The organism is Streptomyces sp. NPDC020807 (genome assembly GCF_040641575.1).
Lineage (GTDB): Bacteria > Actinomycetota > Actinomycetes > Streptomycetales > Streptomycetaceae > Streptomyces.
On sequence record NZ_JBFADU010000004.1, the window covers coordinates 310,416 to 334,743 of the forward strand.

The window sequence follows — 24,328 nt, forward strand, 5'->3', positions numbered from 1 at the left end:
CTTCCCCGCCAACCCGGGTGTACGTTCCCTCATATGGCGAACACTCAGTGGAACGACGTCGACGACTACCTCACCGGCCTGCTCGCCCCGCCGGACGAGGCCCTGACCGCCGCGCTCGCCGCCTCCGCGGCGGCCGGCCTGCCGGAGATCGCGGTCGCCCCCAACCAGGGCAAGCTGCTCCACCTCCTCGCCGCGACGCAGGGCGCCCGGAACATCCTGGAGATCGGCACCCTGGGCGGCTACAGCACCATCTGGCTGGCCCGCGCCCTGCCCGCCGACGGCCGCCTCGTCACCCTCGAGTACGACCCCGCCCACGCGGACGTGGCCCGCGCCAACATCGCCCGCGCCGGCCTGGAGAAGGCCGTCGAGGTCAGGACGGGCGCGGCCCTCGACACCCTGCCGCTCCTGGAGGCGGAAGGAGCGGGCCCCTTCGACCTCGTCTTCGTCGACGCCGACAAGGTCAACAACCCGCACTACGTCCGCTGGGCCCTGAAGCTCACCCGCCCCGGCTCGCTGATCGTCGTCGACAACGTCGTGCGGAACGGCCGGGTCGCCACCGACCACCCCGACGACCCGGGCATCACCGGCACCCGCGAGATGCTCGAACTCGTCGCCCGCGAACCCCGCCTGGACGCGACGGCGTTCCAGACGGTCGGCTCGAAGGGGTACGACGGTCTGCTCCTGGCCCGCGTGATCGGCTAGGGCCTGTCCGACCCTGATCGGCCGGACAGGCCCTCATCCCTGTCCGAAGGCGTGCCCCGCCGCCACCCCACGAACAGCGGCACCCCGCCCGTCCCGTCGACGACGACCACCCCGAAGGGGCGGTCGAAGGCGATCCGCTCCACCACCCGCGGCCGGGGCGCGGCGGCGCTGCGGGTCATGACGACCTGGGTGACGGCGGCGGCCTCCACGCCTTCCTCGCCGACCTCGACCACCGCCTCCTGGAGGACCCTGGCGACGTACGTGGCCACCGCCGAGATCCCCGAGAAGTCGGCGTCCGGCCGCAGCGCCATCCGGACGCCGAGGGACTCCAGATGGGCGTGGGCGTCGGTCTTCGTCCGGAGGGCGAAGCGCGGCAGCGCGAGCTCGGCGGCGTCGGCGCGCAGCGCCTCCCGCGCGGCGGCCGGGGCCCAGGCGGCGGGCAGGACGTCGGCGGGTCCCTCCCCGTCGGCACCGAGCACGAACCGGACCCGCACGCTCCCCTCCCCCGCGCACGGCAGCTCGACGACCGTCGCCCCGGCGACGGTCCAGGCCCACCGGGCGGGGATCCGCTGCCGCATGGTCGGTACGCCGCGGGTGACCCCGTCCCCGTCGGTGAAGGGCGCGTCACGGGTGAGCTCCGGCGCGAAGGCGACCCGCCACCGGGCCCTGAGCGCGAGGACGCTCAGCAGGACCAGGTCCTCGGACCCGTCGAGCCCGAGCGGCAGCTCCCGTACGAGCCCGCCACTGGTGCCCCGTACCCACGCGTCGAGCTCCTCCTGCGCGGACGCCTGCCGGGAGTCCCCCGGCAGCTGCCCGAACCGCACGTCGGGAAGCCCCCGCTCGAACGCCTCGCGGATCGGCAGCGTGCTCCACACCCCGGTCGCCACCGTGACCCCGCCGTCCGCGCCCCATGCCCGCGAGGCGCCGGTGACGGCCTCGGCCGCCGCCGCCCCCTCGACCCGGAGCAGCCCCGCCAGCTCCTCGGCGGTACGCCCCCGGGCCCCGGAGGCCACCGCCGCCAGCGCCAGCCACAGCCCGACGGGCGAGACGACGAAGTCCCCGTCCCCGAGCAGCGACACCCACCGCCCGGCCAGCCCCCGCACCGCGCCCGCCGCGTCCGTCCCGATCACCGAGGAGCCCCGGGTCATATCCTGCCCTCCATGAGCATCGTGAAGATCAACGTCCTGACCGTCCCCACCGAGCAGCGTGAGGTCCTGGAGAAGCGGTTCGCCTCGCGGGCCGGGGCCGTGGAGGGCTCCGACGGGTTCGAGTGGTTCGAGCTGCTGCGGCCCCTGGAGGGGACCGACCAGTACCTGGTGTACACCCGCTGGCGCAGCGAGGAGGACTTCCAGGCGTGGATGAACGGTTCCATGAAGGCCGCGCACGGCGCGGGCGGCGGCGCGGGCCAGGGTGAGGGTGGCGGTGGCGGTGGCGGTGGCGGTGGCGGCGAGCGTCCCAAGCCGGCGGCCACCGGTTCGACGCTGTGGTCCTTCGAGGTCGTCCAGCAGGCCTCCCCCAAGTAGTCCCCTGTGGTCCCGGGCGGTCCCATGGCGGTCCCATGGCGGTCCCGGTCGGTCCCATGGCGGTCCCGGGCGGTCCCGGGCGGTCCCTGGGTAATTCACGCGAGCCCGGGGGCCGGTCCGTCGCAGAATGGCGGCATGACCTGGACTTTCACCCCCGAGGCCGTCGACACCCCGGACGCCGCCGCCCTCCGCCGCGCGTACTACGGCGACGTCGCCGGCAGCTACTGGAAGCGGCCCGCGACGGAGGCGGAGATCGACGAGGGGCTCGCGGACGACGGGGTCGAGCGGCTGACGCCGCCGACCGGGCGGTTCCTGGTGGCCCGGCTCGGCGGGGAGCCGGCCGGCTGCGGCGGGGTCCTCCTGCTCGACGACGGCGAACGCGCCGAGCTGACCCGGGTCTTCCTGCGGCCCGCGTTCCGCGGCCGCGGCGGCGCCGACGGGCTGATGCGCGCCCTGGAGGACGAGGCGCGGGCGCTCGGGGCGCGCCGGATGGTGCTCAACACGCGCCTGGACCTGGTCGAGGCGCGCGGGCTGTACGTGCGCCACGGGTACGGCGAGATACCGGCGTACTGCTCGGGGCCGTACATGGACATCTGGTACGGCAAGGAGCTCTGACCACCTCCCGGCCGCGTCTCACGCCCGGTGGTCGCGGGGCGGCTCCGGCGCGCGGGGGCGCTCCGCGTCCGAGCCGGCCAGCTCCGCCGTCAGCTCCTCCACGAGCTTCACGAGGTCGGTGGGCCGGTCGGGCCCCCACCAGTCGCCGAGGAGGTCGGCGAGCGACTCCTCGCGGGCCTTGGCCAGCTTCGCCGCCGTCGCCACGCCCGCCTCGGTGAGGACCAGCTGCACGCCCTCGCGGTGGGCCAGTCGCCGCTCCTCCACCTGCCGCGCCGCCTCGGAGATGACCCGCAGCGGTACGGGCGTGGTCTCGGCGAGGCGCCCCGGCTCGACGGCTCCGTGGCGGCGGATCCGCAGCAGCAGCCAGCTCGCGGCGGGCAGCAGGTCGAGTCCCGCCCGCGCGGTGATCTTCTCGTAGACCGCCTTGCGGCCCTCCCGGGTGCCGAGGACGGAGAGGGCGCGGGCGCACTCGTCGTACGAGGAGCGCTCGACGGGGTTCGAGGCGAGGGTCTGGCTGGTGTCGGGCGCGGTGACCGCGCCGCGCAGCTTGTCCTCCTTGAGGAACCAGGCGACGACGAAGGCGACGAGGACGACCGGGGCCGCGTACAGGAAGACGTCGGTGATGGACGTGGCGAACGCGTGGAGGACGGACGGGCGCAGCTCGGGCGGGAGCTCGGCGATCGCGCGCGGGTCGGCGGCGACCTGCTCGGGCCCGACGCCGGGCGGCGGCTGCGTACCGGCGCTCGCGAAGACGGCGTCCAGCTTGTCGGTGAGCCGGTTGGTGAAGACGGTGCCGAAGACGGCGACGCCGAAGGAGGCGCCGATGGAGCGGAAGAAGGTCGCGCCCGAGGTGGCGACGCCGAGGTCCTCGTACGAGACGGCGTTCTGCACGACGAGGACGAGGACCTGCATGACGAGGCCGAGTCCGGCGCCGAAGACGAAGAAGTAGACGCTCATCTCCCAGGTGGAGCTGGTCTCGGTGAGCCGGTGGAGGAGGAGCAGGCCGATAGCGGTGAGCGCGGTGCCGGCGAGGGGGAAGACCTTCCAGCGGCCGGTGCGGGAGACGATCTGGCCGGAGGCGGTCGAGGTGAGGAGCATGCCGAGGACCATCGGCAGCATGTGGACGCCGGACATCGTCGGGCTGACGCCCTGGACCACCTGGAGGAAGGTGGGGAGGTAGGTCATCGCGCCGAACATCGCGAAGCCGACGACGAAGCTGATGACGGAGACCAGGGTGAAGGTCCTGATCCGGAAGAGCTTGAGCGGCAGCACCGGTTCGGCCGCCCGCCGTTCGACGTACACGAACCAGACGAGGAGTACGGCTCCGAGGACGGCGAGGCCGATGATCTGCGGCGAACCCCAGTCCCAGGTGGTGCCGCCGAGCGAGGCCACGAGGACGAGGCAGGTGGCGACCGAGGCGATGAGGAAGGTGCCGAGGTAGTCGATCCTGTGCCGGGTCGAGCGGACCGGGATGTGGAGCACGGCGGCGATGACGAAGAGGGCGACGATCCCGATCGGCAGGTTGATGTAGAAGACCCAGCGCCAGGAGAGGTGCTCGGTGAACAGGCCGCCGAGCAGCGGGCCGAGGACGCTGGTGGCGCCGAAGACGGCGCCGAAGAGCCCCTGGTACTTGCCGCGCTCGCGGGGCGAGACGAGGTCGCCGACGATCGCCATCGACAGGACCATGAGGCCGCCGCCGCCGAGGCCCTGGACCGCGCGGAAGGCGATGAGCTGGGGCATGTTCTGGGCGATGCCGCAGAGCGCGGAGCCGATGAGGAACAGGACGATGGCGGCCTGGAAGAGCTTCTTGCGGCCGTACTGGTCGCCGAGCTTGCCCCACAGGGGGGTCGCGGCCGTCGACGCCAGCATGTAGGCGGTGACCACCCAGGAGAGGTGCTCCATGCCGCCGAGCTCGCTGACGATGGTCGGCAGGGCGGTGGAGACGATCGTCTGGTCGAGGGCGGCGAGCAGCATGCCGAGCAGCAGCGCGCCGATCGCGACCAGGACCGTGCGGCGGCTCTGCCCCTGACCTGGCACGGGGGCGTCGCCGAGCTGGGAGGGACTGGTTTCCTGGGCCATTGCTCCATCGTGATCCGAATGTCCGGATATGGCCTGCCGGAGCGAGCTCCTGTTCACCCGCCGAACGGGCGTGGGCTGCATAATCGCTCGCAGTTGGATCGGGGAGGGGACCCATCGATGACCGGACACGTCTGTCCTGAATGCGGTGTACAAAGACCTGGCTGCGCCTGCGCGCAGGCGGAGATAGCGGCGGCCGAGGACTTCGACCCGCTGCGGATCAGGCCGTACGTCACGCTGGACGCGGCCGAGGGCCGTACGGAGCAGGACGGACCGCCGGCGGTGGAGTACCACGTCCTGCCGGTGTCGGCGGACGATCCGCCGACGGCGCAGCTGACGGCGATACGGGTGGAGGCGCTTCCGCCCGAGGCCGACCCGGGCCCGGGTCCGACTCCCGGCCCGGGTCCGGGGGCGGGCCCTGTGCCGGGGGCGGTTCCTGGGGCGGGTTCGGGGGCGGTTCCGGGGGCGGGGGCGTACCCCGACGCGTACCCGACGGAGCAGTTCACCGCCGTCCAGCCCCACCCGCGGCAGTACGCGGGCCCCTCCGACGACGGCTCCGCCTTCGGCGCGGGCCCCGCTGCCGACCCCCACCTCGATTCCGGCCCGGGCTTCGGCTCCGACCCGGGCTTCGGCTCCGACCCGGGCTTCGGTTCCGACCCCGACACGGCGCCGCTCCTCCTCCACGGCATCGGCCGCGTCGTCGACCCGGCCGACGAGCGGAACACCCGCGCGGGGCGGGCGGCGCGGCGGCGCAGGCGCGGGACGATGGTCGCGGCGGTGGCCGCGGTCGCCGTGACCGGCACCGCCGCGCTCGCGGCGGCGGTCCTCGGCGGCGGGGACGAGACGGACGACCGGGCGACCGTCCCCGACGTGACCACGAGCGCGTCCCTGAACATCGCCGTGTCGGAGGAGGCCCCCTCCCCCTCCGGCTCCTCCTCGTCCGGCACCCCGGAGCCGAGCGCCTCCTCGCCGACCGGGCGCCCGACGCCGACGGCCACGACCACCTCCGCCTCGCCCTCCCCGTCCGCCACGCGGACCACCGCGGCCCCGGCGGTGACGACGGGCGCGGCGGCTCCCCCGGCGGCGACCACGACGGCCCCGGCGACCGCCCCGACCGCACCGCCGTCGACGACCTCGGCGGCCCCCAGCACACAGGCGCCCGAGGCGCCGGAGGCACCGGAGGAGAGCGGGACGGCGGCGCCGACGCTGAGCTACGGCTCGACGGGCGCCGAGGTGGAGGAGCTCCAGCAGCGGTTGCAGCAGGTGGGCCTCTACTACGGGGACCCGGACGGCGAGTACGACCAGGACGTCTGGCGCGCGGTGAAGACCTACCAGTCCTGGCAGTCGATCGACGACGACCCGAAGGGCGTGTACGGCCCCGCCACCCGCGAGGTCCTGGAGCAGCACACCTGGCTGCCCGGGCAGTGACCGGGGGATTACGGCGCGTCCACGGAGCGGACCGGGTTGGCCAAGACGGCGCCCGATTTTGTATCGTGGAAAAACAAAGTGGCCCCGCCCGTAAACCCTGACCGGCGGGCGGGACCGCTTCGTTCTCCGCCACCCCCTCTGGAGACCCGAATGGCCGCCACCACCCCGGCACAGCAGCTCACCGCCCGCGCCCTCCTCCTCGACATGGACGGCACCCTCGTCAACTCGGACGCCGTCGTCGAGCGCTGCTGGCGGCGCTGGGCCGACCGGCAGGGCCTGGACGCCGACGCCGTCCTCAAGGTGGTCCACGGCCGCCAGGGGTACGCGACGATGGCCGTCCTGCTCCCCGACCGTCCGATGGCGGAGAACCACGCGGACAACGCCGTGCTGCTCGCCGAGGAGACGGCCGACCTGGACGGCGTCGTGCCCGTCGCGGGCGCCCCGGCCTTCATGGACGCGATCACCGCGCTCCCGCACGCCCTCGTGACCTCGGCCGACGTGCCGCTCTCGCGCGCACGGATGGGCGCGGCCGGACTGCGCATGCCGGAGATCCAGGTGACGGCGGAGCGCGTCGGCGCCAGCAAGCCGGACCCGGAGGGCTTCCTGAAGGGCGCGGCGGAGCTGGGCGTCGACCCGGCGGACTGCGTCGTCTTCGAGGACTCCGAGGCCGGCATCCAGGCGGGCCGCGCGGCCGGCATGCGGATCGTGGGCGTGGGCCCGCGCGCGGCGGCGTTCGCGCCGGACATCCACGTGGCGGACCTGACGGAGCTGCGGATCGAGACGGCCGAGGACGGCACGATCACGCTGACCGCTTCCGCCTGACGCCTTAGGACCGAGGCCTCCGGGGCCCGGCCCGCCACCTCCCGTACGGAACGGAGGTGGCGGGCCGGGCCCTTTCACGTACCCGGGCCCTTTCACGTACCCGGGCCCTTTCACGTACCCGGGCCCGTCGCGCACGCACGGACGTCGCGCACCCGCGGACACACATGAACTCCACCGGCGTGCAAGGCCCCGCCCCCGGCCGGAACCTGTCACTCCCTCAGGAACCGCACACCCCTTGATGTGACGTGCTCATGTCGTCACGCTGTTACCTGGCGCACCCCGCAAGGAAACCTCGCGCCGCCACGATGACCGGGCCGGCGCCCGCCGCCCGCGGGGACGAATTCCGGCCAACGTCCCTCCACCTCAAGGGAGTTCCCATGCCCGTCGGCAAGATCTACGCGCGTCGAATCGCCGTGCTCGCCACCTCCGCCGCCCTCGCCGTCACCGGCCTCCTCGCCACCGCCCCGGCCTCCCAGGCCGCGATGCCGACCCCCGTCAGCGCGACGACCGCCCGTACGTACCTGGCCGCGCTCACGGTCAAGGCGGAAGGTTCCTCCACGGGTTACAGCCGGGACCTGTTCCCCCACTGGATCACCCAGTCCGGGACCTGCAACACCCGCGAGACCGTCCTCAAGCGCGACGGCGTGAACGTCGTCACCGACTCCAGCTGCGCCTCCGTCAGCGGCAGTTGGTACTCGGAGTACGACGGCGCCACCTGGACGCTGGCCTCCGACCTCGACATCGACCACATGGTCCCGCTCGCCGAGGCGTGGCGCTCGGGCGCGAACGCGTGGACGACCTCCCAGCGCCAGGCCTTCGCGAACGACCTGACGCGCCCCCAGCTCATAGCCGTCACGGACAACGTCAACCAGGCCAAGGGCGACCAGGACCCGGCGGAGTGGATGCCCTCGCGCACGGCGTACCGCTGTACGTACGCCCGGGCGTGGGTGCACGTGAAGCACCACTGGAACCTCAGCGTCGACTCGGCGGAGAAGAGCGCGCTCACGTCGGTCCTGAACGGCTGCTGAGCCGGGCGGGGCGCGCCCCGGGGGCGGTGAAACCCCGGGGCGCGGCCTCCGGCGCACTCCGGCAGGCGGCGCTCCTGCGAGCGGTCCCTCAAGGCCCCCTCCACCGGCACCCGGCCCCCGCCCGGTCGGGGCTCGGGGAACCCCGCGTAGGCTCTGGCCCTGTGAATCTGCTCGACAGCCTCGGCTCGCTGCGGTCGTTGACCGCCGGCCCCTGGATCTACCCGGTGGTGACGGCGTCGATCCTGCTCGACGTCTTCCTGCCCGTGCTGCCGAGCGGCTTCCTGGTGATCACCGCCGCCACGGCGGCGGCGACGGCCACCGCGGCCTCCCCCGACGTCCCCTCCCTCCTCCCCCTGCTCCTCTGCGCGGTCGGCGCGTCCGTGCTCGGCGACTTCCTGGCGTACCGGCTGGCCCGCCGGGGCGGGCCCCGGCTGGACAGGGCCCTCGCCCGCTCGCGGCGCCTGCGCGCGGCGCAGGAACGTCTCGGCACCGCGCTGACCCGCGGCGGCGGCCTGCTCGTGGTCCTGGCGCGCTTCGCCCCCGCGGGCCGCTCCGTGGTCTCCCTGGGCGCGGGCGCGGCGAAGCGCCGCAGCAAGGAGTTCCTGCCGTGGTCGGCGCTCGCGGGCGTGACCTGGGCGTCCTACAGCGTGGGGCTCGGCTGGCTGGGGGGCCAGTGGCTGGGCGCGACCTGGTTCAGCGCGGGGGTGTCGACCCTCGCGCTCTTCCTGGCCGGCGGCCTGGCCGCGTACCTCATCCGCCGCCCGGGACCGACCCCGGCCGCGGCCTCCTGAAGCCCGCCGCCCCGCCGCGTCGACCTCACCGGCACCACAGGCACCACAGGCACCACCGGTCTCATTGACCCCACCGGCCTCACTGACACCACTGGCCTCACTTACCCCACTGGCCTCACTGACGTCATCGGCCTGAGTGAGCTCATCGGCCGGCCGGTCTCACCCGGCGGGGGAACGCGCTCCACGCACCTCCAGACCGGCGAGGAGTCTCGCGGTCGCCTCGGTGATCTCCTCGACGGCGCGGTCGAAGACCTCCCGGTTGTGGGCGGCGGGCGCGCGGAAGCCGGAGACCTTGCGGACGTACTGGAGGGCGGCGGCGTGGAAGTCCTCCTCGGTGGCCTCCTGGGGCAGTACGGGCGGGCGGAGAGTCTTGATGCTGCGGCACATGCCTCCAGTGTGGCGCGCGCCACTGACAACCGCAGGAGGCTCAGGCGAGACCGCGGCGGCTCCGCGCGTTGATCTCGGCGGCGCGGGCCCGCAGCTCGCGCAGGGGCGTGGCGAGCTGGACGTCGGAGGGCTCGGCCTCCCACTCGGCGCCGCCGTGGACGGCCCGGATCAGAAAGCGCCCGGAGACGCACTCCACGTAGAAACCGACCCGCCCCGTGGCGGTGTCGCGGACGAGGTCACCGACCTCGGGCAGCGGCTGCACGCATCCCCTCCGTCCCGGTCCTGAAGCTTGGGGAGAACCAGAGAAGCGGGGAGACACCTCCCTGTCAACGTATCTCTAGAGATGTCCCCCGATGGATGGATCGACGGGGCGGGACGGCGCACACGTGTGCACCCTGCCCAGGGGGTGCGCCGTAGGGTGTCCCGCAGATGAAGGGAGTGGTTCACCCGTGACTGACCAGGACAGTGCCCGTCGGCCCAAGTACCAGCGCATCGCCGACGAGTTGAGAACCGCGATCCAGTCGGGGGCCTTCGCGCCGGGTGACCGGCTGCCCGGCGAGAACGACCTCATGACGACGTACGACGTGGCGCGGATGACGGCCCGCCAGGCCCTGTCGGTCCTGCGGAACGAGGGCCTCGCCGAGGCCCGCAAGGGCGCCGGGGTCTTCGTCCGGGTCTTCCGCCCGCTGCGCCGCCGGGGCATCCCGCGCCTCTCGGGAGAGCTGTGGGGCAGCGGCCGCTCGGTCTGGTCGGCGGACGTGGAGGACAGGGCGCTGGTGGTGGACCGGATCGAGGTGGCGGAGACGGAGGCGGAGGAGCGGGTCGCCGGGGCGCTGAACCTGGAACCGGGGGCTCCGGTCTGCGTCCGCAGCCGCCGCTTCGTGCTGGACACGAAGCCGGTGCTGCTCTCGGTCTCGTACCTCTCGGCGGAACTGGTGCGCGGGACGCCGATCGCCGAGCCGGACACGGGACCGGGAGGCACGTACGCGCGGCTGGCGGAGCTGGGGCACCGGCCGGTGCGGTTCCGCGAGGAGATCCGCTGCCGGATGCCGACGGCGGAGGAATCGGACCTGCTGGCCCTGGAGTTCGGCACGCCGGTGGTCCTGATCGGCCGGACGGCGTTCACGGCGCCGGGGGTCGCGGTGGAGCTGAACGAGATGACGCTGGACTCGTCGTCGTACGTCCTGGAGTACGACTTCGACGCCTGAGCCGCGGACGGCGGACAGAGGTCTGCCGAACGTGGCCGAACTTGTGCGGACAAGGTGAAGGTGGCACACACAACATGCATATTCTGTGTGCTCGCCGGACCCCACGACCGGGAGTACGGCCACTCACACCGAGGGACATCCATGCTTCGCGTACGCACGCTCGCGGCCGTGACCGCGGCCGCCGCCTCCGGCGTCCTCCTCCTGCCTTCGCCGGCCCAGGCCGCCGGTTCGGTGCACCTGTACAAGATCTACTACGACAGCCCGGGTTCGGACACGCGCACCAACTACAGCCTGAACGGCGAGTGGGTGCAGATACGCAACACGACCCCGTACGCGGTCAACCTGCGCGGCTGGACGCTGACGGACGCGGCGGCGCACAAGTACACGTTCGGCAGCTTCACGCTGGGCGCGGGCAAGATCGTGACCGTCCGCACGGGCAAGGGCACGAACAACGCGACGAGCGTCTACCAGAACCGCGCCGCATACGTCTGGAACAACGACAAGGACACGGCGACGCTGCGGAAGGCGTCGGGCGCGTGGGTGGACGGCTGCTCGTACAACTCGACGGCCGTCGACTACAAGTGGTGCTGACCCCGCGCCGCACCTGACGACCTGTGGCCCCGACACACCCCGGGGCCACACCCCCTCAGCCCCGCTCCCCCTCGCCGTCCCCCTCGCCCTCCCGGCGAGCAGCGGGCACCGCACGCTCCTGGACATCGGCGCCGACCTGCCCGCCGAGCGTCATGACGTTCAAGGTCGCCGAGTTCTCACTGGCGATGGCCTTCTCGACCCGCGCGACGAGCAGCGCGAACGCCTGCCGCCCACCCAGGTCGCGATACGGCCCGACCCGCGCCTCGAAGTACACCCGCTCGTGCCCGAGGAGCTGCTCGGTGGACCGGTAGTTCTTCCACTGCTCGCGATACCGGTAGACGCTCTCCAGCGAGACGGCGGCCACGACGACGACACTCAGCACGGTCGCGACGACCCGGGCGAACGCCAGATCCACGTTCACGAACACCGGCACGAGCGCCCCACCGACGACGGACACGGTCCGCATCCGCAGATACATCGCCTTCATCCGCGTCGCCTTGACGTCGTACCACTCCTGATACTGCGTCAACCGGCCCTCGACATACCGCTCGGCCGTCATCTCACCCCGCCGCACCCCCGCGCCGGGCGCGTCCCCCACCTCAACCATCCCCCGAGTACACCCACCCCCCGAGGACACGTCAACCACGACCACCCCTCCCCGCCGGCGCGCAAGACGAAGGCCCCCGCAGGGACTGCTGCGGGGGCCTTCGTACTGGTGGGCGCGGACGGTTTCGAACCGCCGACATCTGCTTTGTAAGAGCAGCGCTCTACCCCTGAGCTACGCACCCGTGGAAGAGGCAACAGCGTACATGGCCGGGTGGGCGGTTCCGAAACCGATTCGGGGGGTGGGGCTTTCGGTGTCGGCTCGGTCACGGAGCGTGGGCGTGAACTGATCAGGTCGTGTGTTCGTCTATGGCTGGTGGGAGAATGAATCCGGACCGGGCACGGCGGACACAGCACGGGAGAGGTACGTGGCGGCGAGCGACGCTAGGGGCAGGGCGACGTCCGGGATGTCCGTGTTGGGGCTGGGGATCGCGTTGCCCTTGTTGGTGGGGGCGTTGTTGCCCCAGGCGTTCGCCGGGGGTGGGACCCGGCGGTGGTTCGGCGGGCGGGGCGAGGGGCAGCGGGCCGAGGCGCAGGCGGCCAAGGACGCGGCCGCTTCCGCGTTCTACGAGCTGGACACCGCGCAGCGCGGGCTGCGGATCTCGATCGAGACCATCACCGCCGTCGACGACTCGCCCGAGGCCCGGCGTGCCGTCGAGGGGTTCGCGGCCCTCGGGCGTCGCATCGACGAGGTCAGCCACGTGTACATCGGGGCCGTCGACGCGCACGATCTCGACCGGGACGAGCTCGACGCCGGTACCGCCGAGCGGGCCCGGGTGGAGTTGAGCCGTGCCAAGGAGCAGCTCGACGCCGTCAAGGGCGAGCTCGAACGGTTCGAGGAAGGGCTCGCGCCGCTGCTCGCCGGTGCCGAGACGCAGCTCGCCCGGCTCGCCCCCGCCGTCGAGCGGGCCCGGCAGGCCCTGCGCGCCGCCGGTGGCGCGCTCGACTCCGTACGGGACGGGGGGCTGCGCGCCGACGACCTCGCGCTCCGGCTCGCCCGGCTCGGGCCCGAGCTGACGCGGCTCAACGAGGGCGCGGGGCGGCACGGCGTGGCCGAGACGCTCCAGCGCGCCGACCGTGTCCTGCGGGATGCCGAGGCCATACGGGTCGAGGCCGAGCGGCTTCCCGAGCGGGCCGCCGAGATCGACCGGCGGCTCGTCTCCCTCCGTACCCGCGCCGAGGCGCTGACCACCCGCGCCGGGGGCGTCGAGCCGGTCCTGTCCGAGCTGCGGCGGCGGTTCTCGCTCGCCTGCTGGCAGGACCTCCAGCACGTCCCCGAGCAGGCCGCCGGCACGCTCCGGCAGGCCGGGGAGCGGCTCGCCGAGGCCACGAAGGCCCGTGCCGAGCAGCGCTGGCCCGACGCGACCTCCCTGCTCTCGACCGTCCGCGCCCTCCTCGACTCGACCGACGAGGCCGTCTCCGCCGCCGGCGACCGACTCCGCCGTCTCGACGCCGTCGCCAAGGACCCGAAGGCCGAGACCGACCGCGCCCGGTTCGCCGTGCGGGACGCCCAGCGGCTCGCGATGGACGGCCGCCAGACGCCCGACCCGCGCCACGCCCGACCCCTCGACGAGGCCGTCGCCCGTCTCGACCGGGCCGTCGACTCCCTTGAGGGCCGCCACCCGGACTACTGGCATTTCCTGGGTGAGCTGGAGGGGGTTCGGGCCACCGCCGCGCAGGTCGTGGAGCACATCCGGGAGGAGCGGGGAGCCGGGGCGGGGCACTGACCCAAGGTCTGGGTGAGGCACTGACCCAGGGTCGGGGTGGGGCGGTGACCCAGGGTCTGGGTGGGGCACTGACCGCGGGCCCGTGCGGGGCGGTGACCCAGGGCTCGTGCTCGGGGCGGTGACCCGGGGCCCGTGCGGGGCCGTGGCCCAGGGCCCCGCCCGCCGTTAGCCTGTCCTCATGCCTCGTTACGACTTCCGGTGCCGCACCTGCGGTGACACCTTCGAGCTCACCCGCCCCATGGCCGAGTCCTCCGACCCCGCCACCTGCCCCGCCGGACACGACGACACCGTGAAGCTGTTGTCCGCCGTCGCCGTGGGCGGCAGTGCCGGCTCCGCCCCCGCGCCGAGCGGCGGCGGGGGCGGTGGCGGCTGCTGTGGCGGTGGCTGCTGCGGCTAGCCCGTCACCACCGCGGCGCGGAAGCGGCGGAGGATCTCCTCCCCCGCCGCCACCCCGCGCTCCGCGAGGACGTCGAGGTGGGGGGCGTGCCATTCGCTGTCCGCGAGTTCGCCGTGGCCCGGGCGCCAGGCCCGGTCCGCCGCCATCAGCAGGTCCGCGTCGAGGAGTGAGTCGCCCGCCGCGAGCGTGAGCGTCGCGCCCGTGCGCCGGGCGACCTCGCGGACGGCCGCGCTCTTCGTGAGCGGCTTCGGCACCGCGTACACCTTGCGGCCCTGGAGCGAGACCGTCCAGCCGCGCTCCCCCGCCCACGTGCCGAAGCGCCGCAGCCACTCCTCGGGGAGCCGCTCGCGGTCGACGACGAGGTACGCGAAGAGGTCCTCGGCCACCCGGTGCTTGCGCACCCACGACAGGTCCGTCGTCGCCGTCAGGTAGGCGCGGATCTCGGAGAGGGGTGCGCACTCCTCGGCGAGCCGGCTCACCACCGTCCGGTGCCAGTCGCGGTCCGAGACGCCGTCGACGAGGATGTGGCCGCCGTTCGCGCAGATCGCGTACTTCGGTGCGGTGCCCGGGAGTTGGATCCGCTGGTACTGCTTCCGCGTCCGCGTCGTCGTCGGGACGAAGACGGTCTCCTCGGTCAGCCGCGCGAGGAGGTCGGCCGCGTCCTCGGTCATGTACGAGAGCGGCTTCGCCTCGTGGACCTCGACGCACAGCAGCCGGGGCGCCTGCGCGTCCGGCATGCCGAGGGAGAGGGCCGCGCTGGAGTAGATGAGGGTGCGGTCGAGGTCGCTCGCGACCAGCGTCGCACGCGGCTCCGAGGGCTGGGGCGTTCCGTTCGGGCGCTTGCCGCTCACTGGGACACCACCGCCTTGCCGTCGGCTCCTGTCGCACCCCTCGTGTACTGAGGGTGGATCAGACCCACGCAACTGTACGGGAGTTCGTCGACCTCCACGACCGGGACACCCCGCTGTTCGGCGAGCAGTCGCACGTGCGCGAGGTCCGCGCCCGCACCGCGCTTCGCGAGGATCTTCCAGGGGACGCGGCGCAGCAGGACGCGGGTCGTCTCGCCGACGCCGGGCTTGACCAGGTTGACGTCGTGGATGCCGTACTCCTCGCTGATCCGCTCGACGGCGGCCCATCCCTCCCAGGTGGGGGTGCGGTCCGTGGCGAGGAGCTCCTTGACGTCCACCTCGACGGTCTCGGCGACCTCGTCGAAGCGGGCGGCGACGGCGTCGAGGAACTCGCCGGAGACGTCGGCCCCGGCGAGCTCGCGGTAGAACTTCGCGCCGTGGAAGTCGTTCGGGCCGACGAGGTCGGAGCGGAGCACCGTACGCGATATCAGGCCGGAGACCGTGGAGTTGAGGCACGCGGAGGGAATGAGGAAGTCCTCGCGGGTGCCGTAGGTGCGGACGCAGGAGCCGGGGTCGGCGAGGACCGCGATCTCCGGGTCGAAGCCGTCGAACTCCTTGAGCGCCTCGGTCAGTTCACGGGTGATCGCGCCCTTGCCGGTCCAGCCGTCGACGAACACGACGTCGGCCGGGTCGTGGTGGGCCGCCAGCCAGCGCAGCGCGTTGGCGTCGATGCCGCGGCCGCGGACGATCGAGACGGCGTAGTGCGGGAGGTCGAGGCCGTGGCGGGCGGCCGCCCAGCGGCGCATGAGGACGCCGACGGGGGTGCCGGCGCGGGCCAGCGAGACGAGGACGGGGGTGCGGCCGGGCCGCTCGGCGAGGACGGTCTCGGTGACCGTGCCGACGGCGCGGGCGATCCGGGCGGCGGAGCCTTCCAGGGCCGAGTGGAAGAGCTCCTGGTAGCGGGCGCTGGGCTGGTACTCGACGGGCAGCGATTCGGCGTAGTGGGCGCCGCCGCTCTGGATGGCTTCCTCGCGTTCCTCGGTCGGCGCCTCCAGCTCGACGTCCGAGAGGTCCTGGAGGAGCCAGCCGACCTCCTCGGGGGCGTACGAGGAGAAGGCGGGGCCGCGGAGGGGCTCGGGCAGCATGGAGCTCCTTTCGGGAGCTTCGTCGGAGTCCGTGGAGTGCGTGGAGTGCGCGGGGCTCGTGGAGTGCGTGGAGTGCGCGGGGCTCGCGGAGTGCGCGGGGCTCGTGGAGTCCGTGTACGGGGAGACCGTGGGCGTGTACGAGGGGATCACCGCGAGCAGTACCCGCGGGACGTGCGCCGCGAGCGCGGCGAGCAGGCCGTCCGGGGCGTGCAGCTCCGCGGTGTCGGCGGCGGAGTCGACGACGAGGACGACGGCGTCGAAGCCGGCGCCGGCCACGTTGTACGCGTACCGCTCGCCGGGGCCGTCGGCCGGGTCGTCGTGGGCGGGGAAGACGAGCCGGGTGCGGATCGCGTAGCCGGGGTCGTCGACGGCGAGGACGGGCGAACGGGTGGTGGTGGAGAACCGGACGTCGTGTCCGGCCTCCTCCAGGGCGGTGGCGAGGCGCAGGGGCGCGTACATGAGCTCCTCGAAGCCCAGCACGAGGACGCGGGGGCTGCCGGGAGCGGCGGGACCGCCGCCCCGGAGGGCCTCCGCCATCCCGTCCGCCAGCGCGGGGAGGGCCGCTTCGAGGCGCGCCCGGTGGTCGGGGGTGAAGCCGTGGCGTCCGCCGTCGGGGAGGCCTGCGGGCCAGTCGAGGGGGACGCGCACGGAAGCGGGGGCGGGCACGGGCGCGGAGGCGATGGCGGGGGCGGGCGCGGTGGCGCCCTCGGTCGCGTGGGGCTTCTCCTCGTCCGCGCGCTCGTGCTCCGCCACCAGCGCCTGGCCCTTCTCCAGGACCCCTTCCGGCAGGCGTACGGAGCCGGCGGCGAGCGAGACCAGGTCGACGCGGGCGCCGATCTCCTCCGCGAAGGCGTCGAGGCGGCCGAGGTCGGCGGCCGAGCGCATGTCGACGAGGGCCACGACGACGTACCGCTCGCGCGGGTATCGGGCGTGGAGGTCCCTGATGGTGTTGAGGACGGTGTTGCCGGTGGTGAACTCGTCGTCGACGAGGACCAGCGGCCCGCCGCCCTCCAGGAGCTTCGGGTCCTCGGGCAGGAGCAGGTGCGAGGTCGCGTGGGAGTGGGACTCCTCGAAGCCGCCCGCGCGGGCGACGCCGGCGACCGGGCGGCGGGTGGAGTGCAGGTACGGGGCGAGGCCGAGGCCGTCGGCGACGGCGTGGCCGAGGGCGGTGGCGGTCTCCGCGTAGCCGAGGACGACGGCACGGGCCGCCTCCTCCTCGCCGAGGAGCCCGCGGACCCGCACGCCGAGGCCGAGGGCGGAGCCGTACACGACGGAGGGGCGCTGCGGCACGTGCTTGCCGAGCACGGTCGAGACCAGCAGGTGCGCCCGTTTGGGGTTGCGCCGCAGTGCGAGGCCCAACAGGGCCGGTAGCTCCTCGCCGCCGATCAGTTCGACGCCCAGTCGCTCCGCGACCCACGTTCCGGTCCACACCACGTCGTCGACGTCCCTTCGTCAGCCGGACAGCCCGGCGCGTCAGCCGGACAGCCCGGCGGTTCGGCCGGACAGCCCGGCACCTCAGCCGGAGAGTCCGGCGGTGAGCAGCTCCACGAAGCCGACGTCCTCCTTCGCGACGCCGAAGACCTCGGCGCGCAGGAGGATGCGTTCGGCCCACGCGCGGTGCGGCTTCACCTCGTTCATCTTGTTCGTATAAGCGGATCGGAGCACCCCGCCGCCGTCCTGCTCGGGGCGCAGGATGTCCTGGGCGTCGCTCCACTCCTCGTGGCTGACCACGGAGAGGGCGTGCACCGGGACCACGTGGGTGGGGTGGATGCAGGTCTTGCCGAGGAGGCCGTTGGCCCGGTCGAGCTCGATCTCGCGGAGGAGGCCGTCGAGGTCGTGCTCGATGAGCGCGGTGCGCAGGCCCTCGGCCCGGCCCTCCAGGAAAGGGCTGCGGCGCAGCTGGGGCTTGAACATGCGCTCGCCGGGTCGGAAGTACTCCCAGACGGGGCCGGTGATGGTGAAGCCGGTGCCGTCGGAGCGGCCGAGGACGTTGACGACGTCGGCGATGACGTTCGCGACGATCTTGACGTCGTACGCGGTCATGTCGGGCGAGCGGCGGAGCCCGTACGCGCTGCAGAAGTCGGTGACGCCGAGGCGGAGGGCGAGGACGCGGTCGCGGTGCTTGTCGGTGATCGAGGCGATCCCGGCGAGGGTCTCGGCCCGGGTCTCCAGGTGGAGGAGCTCGGGGGACTCGAGGACGGGCATGGCGAAGAGTCGCCTGCCGCTCGTCCGCTCGGCCTGGGTGAGCGCTTCGAGGAAGGCGCTGCCGCGGGTCTCGGTGAACTTCGGCAGTACGAATCCGGACAGGAGCCGGACGGTGTCGCCGAGGCGGGCGACGAGATCGGTGATCTGGCGCGGGGCGCGGACGCGGATGAAGAGCAGGGGGACGCCGGTGCCGCCGGCCGCGAGGTCGGCGAACTGGCGGACGAGGTTGGCTTCGCCGGCCTCGACGTCGCCGTCGCCGATGGAATCCTCCAGGCAGAGGACCATGGAGACGACCCCGCGGGCCGCCTGCTTGCGGATGTCGTCGGCGAGCTTCGGCCGGGTGGCCGGGCTGTAGAGCGTGGCGCCGAGGGCGACCGCGAGCGTGCTCGCGGGGGAGTCGGCCGTGAAGTCGGCCGGCTCCTGGTGGAACAGCCCGGTCCGCGTTGCGGACGGGATGTGCCCGAAATGACGCATGTAAATCCCCCGTCTGCCCTGCGGGCCCCTCATGACATGTGGCCGGTAATAGTACGTAGGTGCGGGTGTCCTTAGTTCCCTCCGCGCATGAAATTCAGGTAACTCCCCGACATCGGTCATGTCGACCCGCTACTGGTGGTGCCCCCGCGTTGTCCGCGGGTCGGGCGGGAGGGCAGGATTGCGGTCATGACGCACGCGATGCTGAAGGGCTCCAACGTCCCTCTCGACACCGCGGCCGTACGGGCCGTGCTCCGCTGGACCCCGGGCCCCGGGGTCCCCGACGTGGACGCCTCGGCCCTGCTCCTGGGCGCCGACGGGCGCGTGCGGTCCGACGAGGACTTCGTCTTCTACAACCAGCCGCGGCACCCCTCGGGGTGCGTGCGGCGGCTGTCGAAGAAGCGGGACACCGAGGGGTTCACGGACACCGTGGAGGCCGACCTCGGCAACCTGGAGGGCTCCGTCGACCGGGTGATCGTCGCCGCCTCCTCGGACGGCGGCACCTTCCGCTCCGTCTCGGACCTCCGGATCCTGCTGTACGACGCGGCCGCGGGCCCCGGGCGCGAGCCGCTGGCCCTGTTCGACGTGACGGCGGAGACCGGCGAGGAGACGGCCGTCATCTGCGGTGAGCTGTACCGGCGCGGGGACGGCTGGAAGTTCCGCGCGGTGGGGCAGGGCTATCCGACCGGGCTCGTCGGGCTCGCCACGGACTTCGGCATCTCGGTCGACGAGGACGCCCAGGACGAGGGGCAGGCCGCGCAGGCTGGGCAGGGCGGCCCTGAGGGCCTCCAGGGCGGCCAGGAGGCCTTCCCGGCCGCCGGCACCCCCGACTTCGACGCGACCGTCGCCCACACGCCCGTACCGCCGCAGCCGACCGTGCCGCCGATGCCGGACCGGGCGCCCGCCTACGGGTACCCGCAGGCCGCCCCCGAGTTCCGGATGCCGCCGATGGGTCCGCAGTTCGTACGGCCCTGACCGCGGCGGCCCCCGCCCCTCCTCCCGCCGGGCCGGGGCCGCCGGCCTCCTCAGGCCTTGCTCTTGTAGCCGCGGCCCCACTGGAGGCCCCAGCCGTACAGCCGGTCCAGTTCGGCCTGGAAGCCGTAGACGAAGCGGACCTCTCGTCGGACGGTCAGCTCGCCCTTGACGTGCTCCACGGAGAAGACCGCGCAGGAGCGGGCCTGCGGGGCCCGCTCGTCGAGTTCGATCTCGATGCGCGGGCCGTTGCTCGGGTAGAGCGTGATCTTGGCGTGCGTCCGGTCGAAGGCCGGGGTCTGGTCGTAGATGTAGACGAAGAAGAGCAGCCGCTTGATCTCGTCCTTGTGGTCCAGGTTGATGAAGATCGTCTCGCCCGAGGAGCCGCCGAAGCGGTCGTCGCCGCTGAGCTTCACGTACGGGGCGTCGTTCAGGTCGCCGAAGAAGCCGCCGAGGGGCTGGACCACGCCCTTGCTGCCGTCGGCGAGCTCGTAGAGGCAGCCGAGGTCCAGGTCGACGTTGACCATGCCCTGGGTGTGGGCCTGGACGACCTCGGGCTTGAAGAACTGGGAGGGGTTGCGCAGCAGGCGGCCGCTCGTCCGGGAGCGGCCTTCGAGGTCGGAGCTGCGCATTCGCCAGGAGAGGTTGACCCGGAGGTTGCCGTTGGCCGCGCCCTGCTGTGTCAGCGAGACCGTCGGGCGCCGTCTGGTCAGCTCGACCGTGTTCGACGCGGTGCCGCCGGTGTCGAACCGCGCCGCCCTGTTCGGGAACAGGTTGTCCCAGAAGGCCATGGCGCCTTCACCCCCCAGTGATGTTCTGCTGTCCGCACATGCCTGCGGGGCGGCCGGGTCCACCGGCCGCCCCGCAGGAGAGCTTTCCTCGTTACCCGGGGTGTCACACCCCGGAGGACACCTCGGTCTTGCCCCCGGCCGCCTCGGCCGCCGCGAGCGCCTTGTTGCGGCGGACGGACGACAGGAAGGACCAGCCGATCAGGACGACGCCGATGAGGCCGGTGATGACCTCGTTGATCTGGTACTGGATGGTGATCATGAGGATCACGGCCAGGGCGCCGATCGCGTAGTGCGCGCCGTGCTCCAGGTAGACGTAGTCGTCGAGGGTGCCCTGGCGGACCAGGTAGACCGTCAGCGAACGGACGTACATCGCGCCGACACCGAGGCCGAGGGCCATCAGGACGATGTCGTTGGTGATCGCGAAGGCGCCGATGACACCGTCGAAGGAGAAGGAGGCGTCGAGGACCTCCAGGTAGAGGAACATGAAGAAGGCGGCCTTGCCGGCCAGCTGGACCGCGGAAACCTTCTTGCCGGTGCGCTTGGCCTCTTCCTCCGCCTCGTGCTCGCGCTCCTCTTCCTCCTCCAGCTTGTTCTCGAAGAAGCTGGAGAGGCCACCGACGATCAGGTACGTGATGAGGCCGAAGACGCCGGAGAGCAGGACGGTCGACGACGCGTCGATGTGCGTGCCGCCGTGCTGGTGGGCGTGGGTGGCGACGGTCATGGCGCTGATCGCCAGGACGATGAGGGCGATGCAGACCGACAGCATGTCGACCTTGCCGAGCTTGGCCAGCGGGCGCTCCAGCCAGGCGAGCCACTTGATGTCACGGTCCTCGAAGATGAAGTCGAGGAAGATCATCAGCAGGAACATGCCGCCGAAGGCCGCGATCGACGGGTGCGCGTCGGTCACGAGCTGCTCGTAGCGCTCGGCGTCGTTGAGCGCGAGGTCGACGGCCTCGATCGGGCCGATCTTCGCGCTGATGGCGACGATCACGACGGGGAAGACCAGCCGCATGCCGAAGACGGCGATGAGCACACCGATCGTGAGGAAGATCTTCTGCCAGAAGGCATTCATCTTCTTCAGGATTCCGGCGTTGACCACCGCGTTGTCGAACGAGAGCGAGATCTCGAGGACGCAGAGGATCGCGACGACCCCGAACGCTTCCCACCCCCCGTAGAGAACCGCCGCGACCAGGCCGAGCGCAGTGATCGCGAACGACCAGCCGAAGGTTTTCAGAACCACTGTCTACCCCATCGTGAAATTACGGGCTTTACGAAACGTTGACCCCGAAGTCTAGAGCGATGCCCCGAAGCCCGGACGCGTACCCCTGACCGACCGCCCTGAACTTCCATTCGCCGCCGTACCGGTAGAGCTCGCCGAAGATCATCGCGGTCTCCGTGGACGCGTCCTCGGAAAGGTCGTAGCGGGCGAGCTCCTGGCCGTCCGCCTGGTTCACGACGCGGATGAACGCGTTGCTGACCTGGCCGAAGGTCTGGGAGCGGTTGTCGGCCTCGTGGATCGAGACGGGGAAGACGATCTTGTCGCAGTGGGCCGGGACCAGGGACAGGTCCACGATGAGCGACTCGTCGTCGCCGTCACCCTCGCCGGTGAGGTTGTCGCCGGTGTGTTCGACGGAGCCTTCCGGGCTGCGGAGCTGGTTGTAGAAGACGAAGTACTCGTCGCCGAGCACGCGGCCGGACTGGCACAGCAGGGCACTGGCGTCGAGGTCGAAGGGGGCTCCGGTGGTGGAGCGCGCGTCCCAGCCGAGCCCGACGAGGACCTTGACGAGGTTGGGAGCGGCCTTGGAGAGGGAGACATTGCCTCCCTTGGCGAGCGTGACGCCCATGTGCGGTTTCCTCCCCGAGGGTGATGAGGCACGTCCGGCGCCGCACGGAGGGTGCGGCGCCGGACGGTTCGAAAGGCTCGGACTCAGACGTTGACGCCGAAGTCCTGCGCGATGCCGCGCAGACCGGAGGCGTACCCCTGGCCGACCGCGCGGAACTTCCACTCCGCGCCGTGGCGGTAGAGCTCGCCGAAGACCATGGCCGTCTCCGTGGAGGCGTCCTCGGAGAGGTCGTAGCGGGCGATCTCGGCGCCGCCGGCCTGGTTCACGACGCGGATGAACGCGTTGCGCACCTGGCCGAAGGACTGCTGGCGGTTCTCGGCGTCGTAGATCGAGACCGGGAAGACGATCTTGGCGACGTCCGCCGGCACGGTCGCGAGGCTGACCTTGACCTGCTCGTCGTCACCCTCGCCCTCGCCCGTGAGGTTGTCACCGGTGTGCTCGACCGAGCCGTCGGCGCTCTTCAGGTTGTTGAAGAACACGAAGTCCTGGTCGTTGCGGACCTTGCCCTCTTCGCTCACCAGGATGGCGCTGGCGTCGAGGTCGAAGTCCGTCCCGGTGGTGGTGCGGACGTCCCAGCCCAGACCGACGGTCACGGCGGTGAGGCCAGGGGCCTCCTTGGTCAGCGAGACGTTGCCGCCCTTGCTGAGGCTGACTCCCACGAGTCCCTCCATACGTTTTCAGGGGCAGCGCCCCTGGTCGTGCGTTGGCATCGGATCAACGTCTGGATCCTAGTGACGGGTTCCCGGTCGAAACAGTCGATTCGACCGGGAAATCGAAGGTGTCGACCCGTGGACGCGTCGGGAGGCGGCGGCGGGACGGCCGCCGGGGGCTCAGAGGGCCTGGAGGGCCTTGGCGTAGTCGGCCGCGTCCCTGGCGTCCGGGAGGGCGTTGACGACGGTCCAGCGGACGACGCCGGCCTTGTCGATGACGAAGGTGCCGCGGACCGCGCAGCCCTTCTCCTCGTCGAAGACGCCGTAGGCGCGGGAGGCCTCGCCGTGCTTCCAGAAGTCGGAGAGCAGCGGGAAGTCCAGGTCCTCCTGCTCGGCGAAGACGCGGAGGGTGTGGATCGAGTCGTTGGAGACGGCGAGGAGCTGGGTGTCGTCGTTGACGAAGACCGGGAGGTCGTCGCGCAGCTCGCGCAGTTCACCGGTGCAGACGCCGGTGAAGGCGAAGGGGTAGAAGAACAGCACGACGTTCTTCTCGCCGCGGAAGTCGGAGAGCCGCACGGTGCGCCCGTGGTTGTCCTTCAGCTCGAAGTCCGGGGCCCGGGTGCCGACCTCGATCGCCATCGTCTGCGTGTCCCTTCGACGCTCGCCTCGCCGTACGGCCCGGCCTCGGACCGCGTCGGTGGGGCCAGCCTACGGCCTGTACGGGAAAGCCCCCGCCGACGGTGTGTCGGCGGGGGCTCCTCGCAGCGTGGTGATCAGCGCTTGGGGGCCACCAGACGGGCGCCCGCCCAGTCCTTGGCGACGCTGATGCTCTTGGTCTGGGAAAGACCAGCGGTCTGCGCGGCATCGTTGATATCGCTCGGCTCGATGTAGCCGTCACGGCCGGTCTTCGGCGTCAGCAGCCAGATCACGCCGCCGTCCTCCAGAAGACCGATGGAGTCCACCAGGGCGTCGGTGAGGTCACCGTCCTCATCGCGGAACCAGAGGACGACGGCGTCGGCGACGTCGTCGTAGTCCTCGTCCACGAGGTCCTGGGCGATAACGGACTCGATGCCTTCACGGAGATCCTGGTCGACGTCGTCGTCGTAGCCGATCTCCTGGACCACCTGTCCGGGCTCGAACCCCAGCCTCGCTGCCGGGTTGGTCCGCTCCTCCGCGTGGTCCGCGGTCGCGCTCACGGCTTGCCTCCTGCTCATTCGGAAAATTCTGTGGGCCACGCGTAGGCGCGCGGCACTGGCCGTAGTCCACACGTGCCGGGGCTCATCGCGCAAGTACTGGGCCGCGGAGACCGCCGAAACGGTGACGTTTGGGGCCGTCTCGCCCCAACTTCCGGCACGCTCCGGCCGCTCTCCGTGATCAGACACACATGATTCATCCCGGTTTACGAACTTCTGAGGTTTCAGTCTGCCGAACGCCCGGACGAAACGCATGCGCGAGATGGGCGTAAGGTTGCGATTTGACCGCACCCCGATCGTGGAGGACCACT

26 protein-coding genes and 1 tRNA gene are annotated in these 24,328 nt (G+C 72.2%); 12 read left to right on the forward strand and 15 right to left on the reverse strand.

From position 1 onward, the window contains the following. Window positions 1–33 precede the first annotated feature (33 nt). Window positions 34–702 (forward strand): O-methyltransferase, encoded by a 669-nt coding sequence (locus tag AB0G79_RS09255; RefSeq protein ID WP_360802645.1) that lies wholly within the window; start codon window positions 34–36, stop codon window positions 700–702. Here AB0G79_RS09255 and AB0G79_RS09260 read toward each other — a convergent pair. Continuing rightward, window positions 699–1,850, reverse strand: coding sequence for a serpin family protein (locus AB0G79_RS09260; RefSeq protein ID WP_360802648.1), 1,152 nt, complete (start codon window positions 1,848–1,850; stop codon window positions 699–701). The two genes, AB0G79_RS09255 and AB0G79_RS09260, sit on opposite strands and share 4 nt — an antisense overlap. A 12-nt stretch (window positions 1,851–1,862) precedes the next feature. On the opposite strand from AB0G79_RS09260, the gene AB0G79_RS09265 reads away from it, so the two are divergent. Together AB0G79_RS09265 and AB0G79_RS09270 are read left to right on the forward strand one after the other, a co-directional pair. Further along, a complete protein-coding gene (locus AB0G79_RS09265; protein WP_360802651.1) occupies window positions 1,863–2,225 on the forward strand; it encodes an antibiotic biosynthesis monooxygenase in 363 nt (120 codons plus the stop codon). Window positions 2,226–2,360: 135 nt separating this feature from the next. Beyond that, a complete protein-coding gene (locus tag AB0G79_RS09270; RefSeq protein WP_360802653.1) occupies window positions 2,361–2,840 on the forward strand; it encodes a GNAT family N-acetyltransferase in 480 nt (159 codons plus the stop codon). An 18-nt stretch (window positions 2,841–2,858) separates the two neighbouring features. Here AB0G79_RS09270 and AB0G79_RS09275 read toward each other — a convergent pair whose 3' ends face one another. Beyond that, complete coding sequence (locus AB0G79_RS09275; protein ID WP_360802655.1) at window positions 2,859–4,919, reverse strand: MFS transporter; 2,061 nt, start codon at window positions 4,917–4,919, stop codon at window positions 2,859–2,861. A gap of 117 nt (window positions 4,920–5,036) precedes the next feature. Between AB0G79_RS09275 and AB0G79_RS09280 the strand changes: the two genes are divergently transcribed. From AB0G79_RS09280 to AB0G79_RS09295, 4 genes are all read left to right on the forward strand, one after another. After that, window positions 5,037–6,344, forward strand: a complete 1,308-nt coding sequence (locus AB0G79_RS09280) for a peptidoglycan-binding domain-containing protein (RefSeq protein ID WP_360802658.1) — start codon at window positions 5,037–5,039, stop codon at window positions 6,342–6,344. Window positions 6,345–6,494: 150 nt separating this feature from the next. Then, window positions 6,495–7,166 (forward strand): HAD-IA family hydrolase, encoded by a 672-nt coding sequence (locus AB0G79_RS09285; protein WP_360802661.1) that lies wholly within the window; start codon window positions 6,495–6,497, stop codon window positions 7,164–7,166. A 377-nt stretch (window positions 7,167–7,543) separates the two neighbouring features. After that, window positions 7,544–8,194, forward strand: a complete 651-nt coding sequence (locus tag AB0G79_RS09290) for an HNH endonuclease family protein (RefSeq protein WP_360802664.1) — start codon at window positions 7,544–7,546, stop codon at window positions 8,192–8,194. Window positions 8,195–8,361: 167 nt separating this feature from the next. Next, window positions 8,362–8,985 (forward strand): VTT domain-containing protein, encoded by a 624-nt coding sequence (locus AB0G79_RS09295; protein WP_360803077.1) that lies wholly within the window; start codon window positions 8,362–8,364, stop codon window positions 8,983–8,985. A gap of 159 nt (window positions 8,986–9,144) precedes the next feature. Here AB0G79_RS09295 and AB0G79_RS09300 read toward each other — a convergent pair whose 3' ends face one another. Together AB0G79_RS09300 and AB0G79_RS09305 are read right to left on the reverse strand one after the other, a co-directional pair. Then, complete coding sequence (locus tag AB0G79_RS09300; protein ID WP_360802667.1) at window positions 9,145–9,372, reverse strand: DUF2277 domain-containing protein; 228 nt, start codon at window positions 9,370–9,372, stop codon at window positions 9,145–9,147. A gap of 40 nt (window positions 9,373–9,412) precedes the next feature. Further along, window positions 9,413–9,634 carry a hypothetical protein gene (locus AB0G79_RS09305; protein WP_360802668.1) on the reverse strand — a complete coding sequence of 74 codons (222 nt, stop codon included), beginning with the start codon at window positions 9,632–9,634 and terminating at the stop codon, window positions 9,413–9,415. Window positions 9,635–9,821: 187 nt separating this feature from the next. Here AB0G79_RS09305 and AB0G79_RS09310 point away from each other — a divergent pair, with 187 nt between their 5' ends. Beyond that, complete coding sequence (locus AB0G79_RS09310; protein ID WP_360802671.1) at window positions 9,822–10,580, forward strand: GntR family transcriptional regulator; 759 nt, start codon at window positions 9,822–9,824, stop codon at window positions 10,578–10,580. A 141-nt stretch (window positions 10,581–10,721) separates the two neighbouring features. After that, a complete protein-coding gene (locus AB0G79_RS09315; protein WP_360802674.1) occupies window positions 10,722–11,171 on the forward strand; it encodes a lamin tail domain-containing protein in 450 nt (149 codons plus the stop codon). Window positions 11,172–11,226: 55 nt separating this feature from the next. Here AB0G79_RS09315 and AB0G79_RS09320 read toward each other — a convergent pair whose 3' ends face one another. After that, window positions 11,227–11,778: a DUF4231 domain-containing protein gene (locus AB0G79_RS09320; protein WP_360802677.1), complete on the reverse strand. Its 552-nt coding sequence runs from the start codon at window positions 11,776–11,778 to the stop codon at window positions 11,227–11,229. Window positions 11,779–11,884: 106 nt separating this feature from the next. Continuing rightward, a tRNA-Val gene (locus AB0G79_RS09325) sits at window positions 11,885–11,959 on the reverse strand. 222 nt (window positions 11,960–12,181) lie between these two features. On the opposite strand from AB0G79_RS09325, the gene AB0G79_RS09330 reads away from it, so the two are divergent. Both AB0G79_RS09330 and AB0G79_RS09335 read left to right on the forward strand, forming a co-directional pair. Further along, on the forward strand, window positions 12,182–13,501 hold the full coding sequence (locus tag AB0G79_RS09330) for a hypothetical protein (protein ID WP_360802680.1): 1,320 nt from the start codon (window positions 12,182–12,184) through the stop codon (window positions 13,499–13,501). Window positions 13,502–13,679: 178 nt separating this feature from the next. Then, a complete protein-coding gene (locus AB0G79_RS09335) occupies window positions 13,680–13,898 on the forward strand; it encodes a zinc ribbon domain-containing protein (RefSeq protein ID WP_360802683.1) in 219 nt (72 codons plus the stop codon). Here AB0G79_RS09335 and AB0G79_RS09340 read toward each other — a convergent pair. From AB0G79_RS09340 to AB0G79_RS09350, 3 genes are all read right to left on the reverse strand, one after another. Continuing rightward, complete coding sequence (locus AB0G79_RS09340; protein WP_360802686.1) at window positions 13,895–14,749, reverse strand: HAD family hydrolase; 855 nt, start codon at window positions 14,747–14,749, stop codon at window positions 13,895–13,897. The two genes, AB0G79_RS09335 and AB0G79_RS09340, sit on opposite strands and share 4 nt — an antisense overlap. Then, window positions 14,746–17,325 carry a phosphoribosyltransferase gene (locus AB0G79_RS09345; protein ID WP_360802689.1) on the reverse strand — a complete coding sequence of 860 codons (2,580 nt, stop codon included), beginning with the start codon at window positions 17,323–17,325 and terminating at the stop codon, window positions 14,746–14,748. Before AB0G79_RS09345 ends, AB0G79_RS09340 begins: the two co-directional genes overlap by 4 nt. Window positions 17,326–17,406: 81 nt before the next feature. Then, the gene (locus tag AB0G79_RS09350) at window positions 17,407–18,570 is read right to left on the reverse strand and encodes an HpcH/HpaI aldolase/citrate lyase family protein (protein WP_360802692.1); all 1,164 of its coding nucleotides are present in this window, start codon (window positions 18,568–18,570) and stop codon (window positions 17,407–17,409) included. Window positions 18,571–18,756: 186 nt separating this feature from the next. Here AB0G79_RS09350 and AB0G79_RS09355 point away from each other — a divergent pair, with 186 nt between their 5' ends. Then, a complete protein-coding gene (locus tag AB0G79_RS09355) occupies window positions 18,757–19,542 on the forward strand; it encodes a TerD family protein (RefSeq protein ID WP_360802695.1) in 786 nt (261 codons plus the stop codon). Between the two features lie 50 nt (window positions 19,543–19,592). On the opposite strand, the gene AB0G79_RS09360 is transcribed toward AB0G79_RS09355, so the two are convergent. The 6 genes from AB0G79_RS09360 to AB0G79_RS09385 all read right to left on the reverse strand — a co-directional run bounded on the left by AB0G79_RS09360 (window position 19,593) and on the right by AB0G79_RS09385 (window position 24,020). After that, window positions 19,593–20,330, reverse strand: a complete 738-nt coding sequence (locus AB0G79_RS09360) for a Tellurium resistance (protein WP_360802698.1) — start codon at window positions 20,328–20,330, stop codon at window positions 19,593–19,595. Window positions 20,331–20,433: 103 nt separating this feature from the next. Then, complete coding sequence (locus tag AB0G79_RS09365; protein ID WP_360802701.1) at window positions 20,434–21,570, reverse strand: DUF475 domain-containing protein; 1,137 nt, start codon at window positions 21,568–21,570, stop codon at window positions 20,434–20,436. A 28-nt stretch (window positions 21,571–21,598) separates the two neighbouring features. After that, window positions 21,599–22,174: a TerD family protein gene (locus AB0G79_RS09370; RefSeq protein ID WP_360802704.1), complete on the reverse strand. Its 576-nt coding sequence runs from the start codon at window positions 22,172–22,174 to the stop codon at window positions 21,599–21,601. An 83-nt stretch (window positions 22,175–22,257) separates the two neighbouring features. Beyond that, window positions 22,258–22,833 (reverse strand): TerD family protein, encoded by a 576-nt coding sequence (locus AB0G79_RS09375; protein WP_026058190.1) that lies wholly within the window; start codon window positions 22,831–22,833, stop codon window positions 22,258–22,260. 171 nt (window positions 22,834–23,004) lie between these two features. Then, window positions 23,005–23,463 (reverse strand): peroxiredoxin, encoded by a 459-nt coding sequence (locus AB0G79_RS09380; protein WP_360802708.1) that lies wholly within the window; start codon window positions 23,461–23,463, stop codon window positions 23,005–23,007. 134 nt (window positions 23,464–23,597) lie between these two features. Next, on the reverse strand, window positions 23,598–24,020 hold the full coding sequence (locus tag AB0G79_RS09385) for a DUF3052 domain-containing protein (protein WP_360802711.1): 423 nt from the start codon (window positions 24,018–24,020) through the stop codon (window positions 23,598–23,600). Window positions 24,021–24,328 lie beyond the last annotated feature (308 nt).